This is a genomic window from Micromonospora sp. NPDC003776 (assembly GCF_053605645.1).
The window spans coordinates 1-9,267 of the sequence record NZ_JBSGJR010000252.1 but is presented as its reverse complement, the minus strand read 5'-3'; the positions used below and the strand labels follow the sequence as shown (position 1 = coordinate 9,267).

At 72.6% G+C, this 9,267-nt stretch carries 8 protein-coding genes and 1 pseudogene; 6 read left to right on the top strand and 3 right to left on the bottom strand.

Annotated features, from left to right (window positions below; genetic code table 11):
* Both ACWEVO_RS20340 and ACWEVO_RS20335 read left to right on the top strand, forming a co-directional pair.
* Positions 1 to 602 (top strand): annotated as a pseudogene (locus ACWEVO_RS20340) (MFS transporter); the annotation flags it as partial.
* 175 nt (positions 603 to 777) lie between these two features.
* Positions 778 to 2,631 carry a transketolase gene (locus ACWEVO_RS20335; protein ID WP_452309094.1) on the top strand — a complete coding sequence of 618 codons (1,854 nt, stop codon included), beginning with the start codon at positions 778 to 780 and terminating at the stop codon, positions 2,629 to 2,631.
* Between the two features lie 151 nt (positions 2,632 to 2,782).
* Here ACWEVO_RS20335 and ACWEVO_RS20330 read toward each other — a convergent pair whose 3' ends face one another.
* Positions 2,783 to 3,793, bottom strand: coding sequence for an alpha/beta fold hydrolase (locus tag ACWEVO_RS20330; protein ID WP_452309091.1), 1,011 nt, complete (start codon positions 3,791 to 3,793; stop codon positions 2,783 to 2,785).
* A 76-nt stretch (positions 3,794 to 3,869) separates the two neighbouring features.
* Between ACWEVO_RS20330 and ACWEVO_RS20325 the strand changes: the two genes are divergently transcribed.
* Positions 3,870 to 4,742, top strand: a complete 873-nt coding sequence (locus ACWEVO_RS20325; protein WP_452309090.1) for a helix-turn-helix domain-containing protein — start codon at positions 3,870 to 3,872, stop codon at positions 4,740 to 4,742.
* A gap of 116 nt (positions 4,743 to 4,858) precedes the next feature.
* Positions 4,859 to 5,230, top strand: coding sequence for a VOC family protein (locus ACWEVO_RS20320; RefSeq protein ID WP_452309093.1), 372 nt, complete (start codon positions 4,859 to 4,861; stop codon positions 5,228 to 5,230).
* 180 nt (positions 5,231 to 5,410) lie between these two features.
* On the opposite strand, the gene ligD is transcribed toward ACWEVO_RS20320, so the two are convergent.
* The gene (ligD, locus tag ACWEVO_RS20315) at positions 5,411 to 6,373 is read right to left on the bottom strand and encodes a non-homologous end-joining DNA ligase (protein ID WP_452309092.1); all 963 of its coding nucleotides are present in this window, start codon (positions 6,371 to 6,373) and stop codon (positions 5,411 to 5,413) included.
* A 139-nt stretch (positions 6,374 to 6,512) separates the two neighbouring features.
* On the opposite strand from ligD, the gene ACWEVO_RS20310 reads away from it, so the two are divergent.
* Positions 6,513 to 6,902: a DUF2267 domain-containing protein gene (locus ACWEVO_RS20310; RefSeq protein ID WP_452309089.1), complete on the top strand. Its 390-nt coding sequence runs from the start codon at positions 6,513 to 6,515 to the stop codon at positions 6,900 to 6,902.
* 119 nt (positions 6,903 to 7,021) lie between these two features.
* On the opposite strand, the gene ACWEVO_RS20305 is transcribed toward ACWEVO_RS20310, so the two are convergent.
* Positions 7,022 to 7,795 (bottom strand): FadR/GntR family transcriptional regulator, encoded by a 774-nt coding sequence (locus tag ACWEVO_RS20305; protein ID WP_452309088.1) that lies wholly within the window; start codon positions 7,793 to 7,795, stop codon positions 7,022 to 7,024.
* Positions 7,796 to 7,980: 185 nt separating this feature from the next.
* Between ACWEVO_RS20305 and ACWEVO_RS20300 the strand changes: the two genes are divergently transcribed.
* On the top strand, positions 7,981 to 9,222 hold the full coding sequence (locus ACWEVO_RS20300) for an ABC transporter substrate-binding protein (protein ID WP_452309087.1): 1,242 nt from the start codon (positions 7,981 to 7,983) through the stop codon (positions 9,220 to 9,222).
* Positions 9,223 to 9,267 lie beyond the last annotated feature (45 nt).

Here is a 9,267-nt window from a genome sequence, read left to right as displayed (position 1 = left end):
GCCTGCGCGCCGGCCTGGCCGAGGCACGGGCCGACCGCCGGGTACGCGCCGCCCTGCTCCTCGTCCCGGCGGTGACCGCGGTCTGGGGCGGCCTCGACGAGTACACCGGGCTGCTGGCCCGGGACACCGGCGTCGCCGACGCGGCGGTGCCGCTGCTGCTCCTGCTGCTCTGGGCAGGGATGACCGTCGGCGGGCTGCTCGCCCCGGCGGGGGAGCGGCTCACCACCGGCGGGTACGCCGGCCTGCTGGTGCTCGCCGCGGCGGCGTTGGCGGCGGGTGCCCTGATCGGCCGCCCGGTCGGGTTCGTGCTGCTGGCGGTGGCGTTCGCCGCGTTCCAGCTCGCCACGGTGCTCGCCGACGCGCGGTTGCAGGCCCGGATCACCGGGGCGGCCCGGGCCACGGTGACCTCGGTGGCCGGGATGGCGACCGACCTGACCATCGTCGCGTTCTACGCCGCGTACGGCCTGGTGGCCGGCGCCACCGGCAACGCGGTCGCGTTCGCGCTGGCCGCGCTGCCGTACCTGGCGGTGGCGCTGCGGCTGGTGCTGCGTCGGCCGCTGCCGGAGCCCAGCGGCGCTGCCGAACCGGCCGTGCTCCGGTGACCGCCGTGGGGTGCCGGCCGGGTTCCGCGCGGGCACCGCCCGCGACGGCCGGCGGGTCGTCCCGGACGTCGGTGGAAATCGGTGGTTAACCGGATAAAACTTCGCGCTCTGGCTACGGTGGGGTGCGGCGTGGCCGGCGGACGCGGGCCGGCCGCGGGAGGCGATTCCGGTGACGATGGAAGCAGAGCGGACGCTGCAGGACGAGGAGCTCACCCGGCTGGGTGACCTCGCGGCCCAGCTCCGGGTGGACTCGATCCGCAGCAGCACGAAGGCGGGGTCCGGCCACCCGACCTCCAGCCTGTCCGCCGCCGACCTGCTGGCCGTGCTGATCTCGCGGCACCTGCGCTACGACTGGCGCAACCCCCGCAACCCCGCCAACGACCACCTGATCTTCTCCAAGGGCCACGCCTCGCCCCTGCTCTACGCCGTGTTCCGGGCGGTCGGCGCGGTCAGCGAGCAGGAGCTGATGGACACCTACCGGCAGTCGGGCTCCCGGCTGCAGGGGCACCCCACCCCGGTCCTGCCGTGGGTGGACGTGGCCACCGGCTCGCTCGGCCAGGGCCTGCCGGTCGGCGTGGGCGTCGCGCTGGCCGGCCGGTACCTCGACCGGCGGCCGTACCACGTCTGGGTGCTCTGCGGCGACAGCGAAACCGCGGAGGGCTCCATCTGGGAGGCCCTGGACAAGGCCAGCCACTACGGGCTGGGCAACCTCACCGCGATCGTGGACGTGAACCGGTTCGGCCAGCGCGGTCCGACCGAGCTGGAGTGGGACCTGGACACCTACCGCCGCCGGGTCGAGGCGTTCGGCTGCCAGGCGCTCGTCGTCGACGGCCACGACCTCGTCGCGATCGACGACGCGTTCCGCCGCTCCCGCGAGGCGACCGGCCCGACGGTCGTGCTCGCCCGGACGGTCAAGGGCAAGGGGGTGCCGGAGGTCGAGAACAAGCCGGACTGGCACGGCAAGGCGCTCCCGCCCGACCTGGCCGAGCGGGCCGTCCAGGCCCTCGGCGGCGTGCGGCAGATCCGGGTCACGGGGCCGCACCCGGGCAGCTTCTCGCCCCCCGCCGCCCCGGAGAAGAAGGCACCGGAGCTGCCCCGGTACGACAAGGGCGCGAAGGTGGCCACCCGCAACGCGTACGGCGACGCGCTGCGCGCGCTGGGCGCCCGGCCGGACGTGGTCGCCCTGGACGGCGAGGTCAGCGACTCCACCCGCGCCGACAAGTTCGGCGAGGCGTACCCGGACCGGTTCTTCGAGATGTTCATCGCCGAGCAGCAGCTGATCGCCGCCGCGGTCGGCCTCCAGGTGCGCGGCTACCGGCCGTTCGCCGCGACCTTCGCCGCGTTCCTCACCCGCGCCTACGACTTCATCCGGATGGCCGCCATCTCCCGGGCCGACATCGCCCTCGCCGGCTCGCACGCCGGCGTGGAGATCGGCTCGGACGGCCCCTCGCAGATGGGGCTGGAGGACCTGGCCGCGCTGCGGGCCGTCCAGGGTTCGACGGTGCTCTATCCCAGCGACGCCGTCTCCTGCGCCGCCCTCGTCGCGCAGATGGTCGACCGCAAGGGGATCAGCTACCTGCGCACCACCCGCGGCAAGTACCCGGTGCTCTACGACAACGGGGACGACTTCCCGATCGGGGGCAGCAAGCTGGTCCGCGAGGGCGGCGACGTCGCGCTGATCGGCGCCGGAGTGACCGTGCACAACTGCCTCGCCGCCGCCGACGAGCTGGCGCGCGAGGGGATCGACGCCCGGGTCATCGACCTCTACTCCGTCAAGCCGGTCGACCGGCAGCGCCTGCTCGACGCCGTACGGGACACCGGCGGCCGGCTGGTGGTGGTCGAGGACCACTACCCGCAGGGCGGCCTCGGCGCCGCCGTGCTGGAGTCGCTGGCCGACCTCGCCGACCCGGTACGCGTCGCCCACCTGGCGGTCCGCGGCCTGCCCGGCTCCGGCACGCCCACCCAGCAGATGGACCAGGCGGGGATCGGGCCCAGCGCCATCGTGTCGGCGGCACGCGCGCTGGCCTGACCGCCGACCCGTCTCATCCCCACCCCGAGTTCCCCGAGCGGGTGCGGGCCCGGACCGCGGCGGCGTGTCCGTAGCGCCGGCTAGCGGCCTCGTTACCCTCGACGAGACCGCCCTGCCGGACCCGGTGAAGCCGGCGCGCTCCGCCACGTCGCTACCGGCCGCTGAGCTCCGAACCGGTGAAAGTGAGGAGGAGTGTGGCGGTCCGCGGCGGATCCTCGATCATGGGTGAGTGTCCGACGCCCGGCAGCAACTCGACTCTCGAGCCCGGAACGGCGCGGTAGAGGGCAGCGGTTGAGGATCGCCACCGCCGGTCCTGCTCGCCGAAGATCACCAGCAGCGGTTTGCCGAGGGTCGTGAGCCGATCCGGGAGCGGTCGCTGTGTCAGATAGTCGTCGGACGCCCGCGATGTCGCGGTCAGCGCATGGTAGGTCATGCCGCGCGTATCGTCGACGAGCTGCTGCGGGATCTCGAATTCCGGGGCGAACGCCGTGCTCAAACCCCGACGGATCACCCCGTCGGTCCTCATTCGCCATAGCAGTTGCCCGACCACGGGGACGAAGATGAGCTGGCCGACACGCCCGTCCGAGATGAAGGCGTCCATGCGGGGTCCGGTGTCGATGAGCGCCAGCGCGGTCACCAGGTCACCCCGTTGCTCGGCGAGGGCCGTGGCGACATAGCCGCCGGTGGAATGGCCGACCACGATGGCGTGCTTGACGCCGAGTCGGTCCAGGGCCTGGCCGACCCGGCGTGCCTGTTGGGGGATCGTGTAGCCGCCGCCGGCCGGTTTGGCGGACCGGCCGTGCCCGAGCAGGTCCATCCGGATGACGCGATGGGACCTCGCCAACATCGGAATCACCCGATCCCACCAGCGGGTCGAGCTGCCCAGCCCGTGGATCAGCACGAGCGCCGGGGCATCGGGGGGACCGTCCTGGCTCACGTAGACGTTCCCGCCGTCAAGCGGCAGCGTCGAGCTCCCGGTGGCGTCGGCGTCCTGCCAGCTCACCATCGCCGCATTTCCCAGGAGCAACCCGACCGCGAGGAGGATTGTCGAGGGGATGATGCGGCGCCTTCGGCGGCGGGCGCGTGCCACCTGCGGCTCCCGGTCGGGGGACCGCGGATCGGCGTCGTCCAACGCGTTGTCGAACCCTGGCGAAATGGTCATGAGGCCACTGTCGTCGTGCCCGGGCGTTGGTGGCTTGAACAAATGTTCCGATCAGCCGGTCGCGTAGCCTGGGAGAATGCGATCCGCCGCGGACGAGCGGGACGATGCGACCGTCTGGGACGTCGCCTGCCCGGCGCGGCCCAGCCAGGTGCCCGGTGTCAGCATGGCCGGGTTCCGTGACCGTGGCCGGACCGCGGTTGGCCGGCGGGCGATCCCGCACCCGGCCGTGACGCTGGTTTTGGAGTTCGGCGTCGGCTCGCTCATCGTGGACGATGCCGCCGGGCGGCAGCAGAGGGGAAGCCTCGTCGCTGGGCTCGGATTCGGAACCGGCCCGGGATGGGTGCGGGGCGAGAACTTCGAGGCCGTGCAGGTACGCCTGTCCCCGGTGGTCGCACGCGCGGTTCTGGGCGTCTCCCCGGCCGACCTGGACGGCGCCATAGTTGCCCTCGACGACCTGTGGGGCCGGCAGGCATCACGCATTCGCGAGCAACTGAGCGGCGCCTCGTCGTGGGAGAACCGGTTCGCGGTGACCGACGCGTTGCTCGCCCACCGAGATCAGGCCGGGTCGTGTCGGTCGTCCGTAGACCCGGAGGTCTCCTGGGTCTGGAACCGGATCCTCGTTGGTCGCGGCCAGGTCCGGGTCGACAGACTGGCGGCCGAGGTCGGATGGAGCCGTAAGCGCCTGTGGTCCCGGTTCCACTCGCAGATCGGCCTGCCACCCAAACGCGCCGCGAAGCTGGTCCGCTTCGACCACGCCGCCCACCGGCTCGCCGCCGGTGAGGACCCAGCCCGAGTTGCCGCCGACGGCGGCTACGCCGATCAGTCTCACCTGCATCGCGACGTCGTGGCGTTCGCCGGAGCCACTCCGACGACCGTGGCCGGCGAACCATGGCTCGCGGTCGACGACGTCGCCTGGCCGGATCGCATGGCCAGCCACCCGGGCCGCTGACATCCGCGTCCGCGCTGCGCGTCGCGACGACATCCGGACATGCCGTTTCCGTCGCGCCGAGAGCGGCCATACTGGACCGTGCGCCCTGGGGCCTGACCACGAAGGGGGTGTTCGCCTTGCCGGTCGGCCGGCTCCACCATCTGATCGTCGACTGCCCGGATCCGATGGCCGAGGCGCGGTTCTGGAGCGCCGTCCTGGGCGACCCGATCACCTACGTCGACGAGGACTTCGTCGTCGTGTCGGCTGGCACCTCCGCGTCCGGTCTGGCGTTTCAGCGCGCCGCCGACCTGGTGCCGTCCACGTGGCCGGAGCCGGCGGTGCCGCAGCAGATGCACCTCGACGTGATGGTTGACGACCAGGCTGCGGCGGGGGAGGCAGTGCTCGCGCTGGGCGCACAGCGGTTGCCGGGCGATCACGTGTACGCCGATCCGGCCGGCCACCCGTTCTGCCTGATCCGGCGCCCTACCTGGGCGCCGCCGGTGAACTGAGTTCCCGCCCTCGCTCGTGCTGGCGACCGGCGCGCCTTCTTCTGCCCACCTCTGCGTTCTCCGCCCAGCCGCCGGCGGTGGAGGGAGCGGACATCAGCCCGTTGGGCCAGGATGGATCGCCCGTCGCGCCGCGGCTGCCCGAGCCCGCGCGGCATGGCGAGGATGACTCGGTAGCTCAGTTCACCCCGGCCGCTCCTGCAGCCGGATCTCGGCCGGGTCGCGGTCGCTGCGCAGCCCCTTCCAGGAGGGGTGCCGCAGCCGGCGGTCGGGGGTCCAGGACCGGAAGGTCACGTCCCCCACCAGGGCCGGCTCGACCCAGACGGCGTGCCGGGCGTGCTCGCGCGGCACCGGCGAGCCGAACGGCGGCTCCCGCCGGGCCAGCGGCTCCAGCCGCTGCTGCAGGTCACGCAGCACGGCCTGGGTGAACCCGGTGCCGACGTGCCCGACGTAGACCAGCCGGTCCTGCTCGTCGTACATGCCCAGCAGCAGGGAGCCGATCGTGCCGGCCCGCCGGCCGGCCCCCGGCCGCCACCCGCCCACGACCACCTCGACGGTGTCGTTGAGCGGCACCTTGACCCACGACGAAGCCCGGCGGCCGGGCTCGTACGTCGCGTCGAGCCGCTTCGCGACCACCCCCTCCAGGCCGAGTTCGGCCGCCGCCGTGGCCAGGTCCCGGCCGGCCTCGCCGGTCCAGTACGGCGGCGTCTCCACGCTCTCGCCGCTGAGCCCCAGCTCCGCGAGCGCCGCCCGGCGTTCGGTGTACGGCAGGGACGTGGTGTCCCGCCCGTCGAGGTGCAGCAGGTCGAACAGGTACAACCGCACCGGGGTCGAGGCGACCAGCGCGGCGGCCGGCGCCCGCACGTGCATTCGGCGTTGCAGCGCCGAGAAGCTGGGCCGCCCCCCGGCGTCGAGGGCCACGACCTCCCCGTCCAGGACCGCCCGCCGTCCGGCCAGCAGCCGGGGGAGCTCACCCAGCTCCGGGTACGCCCCGGTGACGTCCCGGTCGTTGCGGCTGAGCAGCCGCAGCCCGCCGTCGGCGTACGCGACCGCGCGCACGCCGTCCCACTTGAACTCGTACCCCCAGCCGGGGCCGGTGGGCAGCGCGCCGCTGGACGCCAGCATCGGCGGCACGAGCTTGGGCATCCGGGCCACGCCTCGATCATGGCCGTCCGCGCGGTGGGCGAGGTCGGTTTCCGGCCTTTTGTCGGCCCGCCGGCGCCCCACCGTTTGTGCCGGTCACCGGCGGGTAGCCAGCCGGTCTCCGGGACGGGAAGGACGGGGCATGGCCGAGCTGGAGTTCTTCGAGAAGGTGGCCGCACGGGCGGGCGTCCCGGCGGAGATTGCGCGCGCCCTGACCGAGGCGACCCTGCGTACCCTCGCCGAGCGGATCAGCGGCGGCGAGGCGGCGGACCTCGCCGACCACGTCGCCCACGAGCTGCGCCCGCTGCTGGCCCGGGCCCGCCCCGAGGAGCCCGAGGCCTTCGGGTACGACGAGTTCCTGCGCCGGGTGGCGGAGCGCGCCGGGCAGGGGCCGGACGTCGCCGAGCGGGGCGTTCGGGCCGTGCTTCAGACCCTGCACCGGGTCGTCGGGCACCGCGAGTTCGAGCACGCGCTGGCGCAGCTGCCGAGGGAGATCGGCAACCTGGCCCAGCCGGTGCCGCGCTCGGCCTGATCCGGCCGCCGTCCTGGCGGCCGCCATGATCCACTCGGCTCAGCGCAGGTCGCGGCGTGCTGCCAACCGGACAGCGCGACATGCCGCGGCCGGAGCCGGTCAGCGCCGGCCGGGTCGGCTCACCGGGTGGCCAGGTCCGGTCCCGGCTCGGCGGTCTGCTCCCACATCGACTTCATCTCGTCGAACGCCTGCTCCATGATCTGCACCATGGCCCGGCGGGCCCGCTCGCCGTCGCGGTGCTGCAGCGCCTGGGCCACCTCGGCGTGCAGGTGCAGGGCCTGCTGATCGGGGTGGTGCGGCATCAGGTGGTAGTGGTGCCGGCCGGTCAGCACCTCGGCGACCAGCTCCTGGAGCTTCACGAACATCTCGTTGCCGGAGGCGGCGAGCACCCGCCGGTGGAACTCGATGTCCAGCCGCAGGAAGCGGTCCTCGTCGCCGGCCTCACCGGCGGCCCACATCTTCGCCGCGATGCCGATCAGGTCACTGGCCTCGTCGGGGGAGATCCGGCCCGCCGCCAGCCAGGCCGCGTGCGGCTCGATCGCGGTCCGCAGCTCGGTGATCGAGCGCAGCTGGGCCATCCGCCCGGCGGAGGCGAGCCGCCAGCGGATCACCTGCGGGTCGAAGACGTTCCACGCCTCGGCGGGGCGGATCAGCACCCCGACCCGGCGCCGGGTCTCGATGAAGCCGATCGACGCGAGCACCCGCAGGACCTCGCGGATCACCGACCGGGAGACCGCGTACCGGTCGACCAGCTCGTCGATGTTGAGCACCGAGCCGGCGGCCAGCTCGCCGCCGCAGATGGCGGTGCCGAGGTGATCGAGGACGCGGGCGTGCAGCCCTGCCTCGACGGGGGCGGACTGGGCGGGTGCGACCCCCGGGGAGGACTGATCCACGCGACGGAGCATATCAGTTCGGGCTCAGTCCTTGAATAAGTCAGCTTTTTCGGCCTAGCATTCCGTCGTTAAGCGGACGTTACAGCGTTGTGGCGCTCTTCCCCCGGGGCGGCGACCACGAGAAAAGGAGAGATGACGTGCGACGTCGATCGATAATCGGTACGTCTCTGGCCGTGGTGGTCGCCATGGGCCTAGCCGCCTGCGGCGGCGGTGGCGACGACAGCGGCGCGTCCAAGACCGTGCACGTGACGCTGGCGAACCACGTGTGGACGGAGAACCTCAAGAAGGCCCTGCCCGACTTCGAGAAGCAGACCGGGCTCAAGGTCGAGATCACCCAGCTCGGCGAGGACCAGCTCTCGGACCAGTACAACGTCAAGCTCAACGCCGGGTCGTCCGACCTCGACGTGATGATGTACCGGCCCCTCCAGGAGGGGAAGCTCTTCGCCAAGAACAAGTACCTGGCCGACCTCTCCGAGCAGGTCAAGTCGAGCAAGGACTGGGACTTCTCCGACTTCCAGTCCGGCCCGGTCCAGGCCACCACGTACGAGGGCAAGACGGTCGGCGTGCCGATCATCACCGAGCAGGAGGTCCTGTACTACCGCAAGGACCTGCTGGCCAAGGCCGGCCTGAGCGCCCCGCCGAAGACCCTGGACGAGCTCAAGGCCGCCGCCGCCAAGATCAAGGCGAGCACCCCCGGCGTGGCGGGCTTCGTGGCCCGGACCGGCAAGTCGCCGGCGGTCACCCAGTTCTCCAGCTTCCTGTACAGCTTCGGCGGTGACTTCGTCGACGGCAGCGGCAAGGCGACCGTCAACAGCGACGCCGCCAAGCAGGCGTACGCCTTCTACGGCGGGCTCATCAAGGACAGCGGCCCGGCCAACGTCAGCACCGACATGAGCTGGCCCGAGGCGATGGCCATCTTCACCCAGGGCAAGGCCGCCTTCTACACCGAGGCCAACTCGCTGTACAAGAACGCCACCGACCCGGCCAAGTCCAAGGTCTCCGACACCGTCGGCTTCGCGCCGTTCCCGGCCGGCCCGGCCGGCTCCAAGCCGTACAACATCCCCTCCTGGGCGCTGGGCGTCAACGACGCCTCGAAGAACAAGAGCAACGCCTGGAAGTTCATCGAGTGGGCCACCGGCAAGGACCAGACCCTCGCCCAGCAGAAGGCCGGCGTGCCGAGCGCCCGTACGTCCGTCTGGGCCAACCCGGAGGGCACCGCGAACTACCCGAAGGACCTGGTCGAGGCCATCAACGCCAGCACCCAGGGCGGCGTCGCACACGACCGGCCCGTGGTCGTGAAGGTCGGCCAGGCCCGCGAGATCGTCGGCCAGCCGATCGTCGACGCGATCACCGGCAAGGACCCGGCGGCCGCGGCCGACACCGCCAACGACGCCTTCCAGAAGTTCCTGGACGGCGAGGCCAAGTAAGCCGCGCGCGGGTGGTGGGGCGCTCGCCCCACCACCCGCGTACCC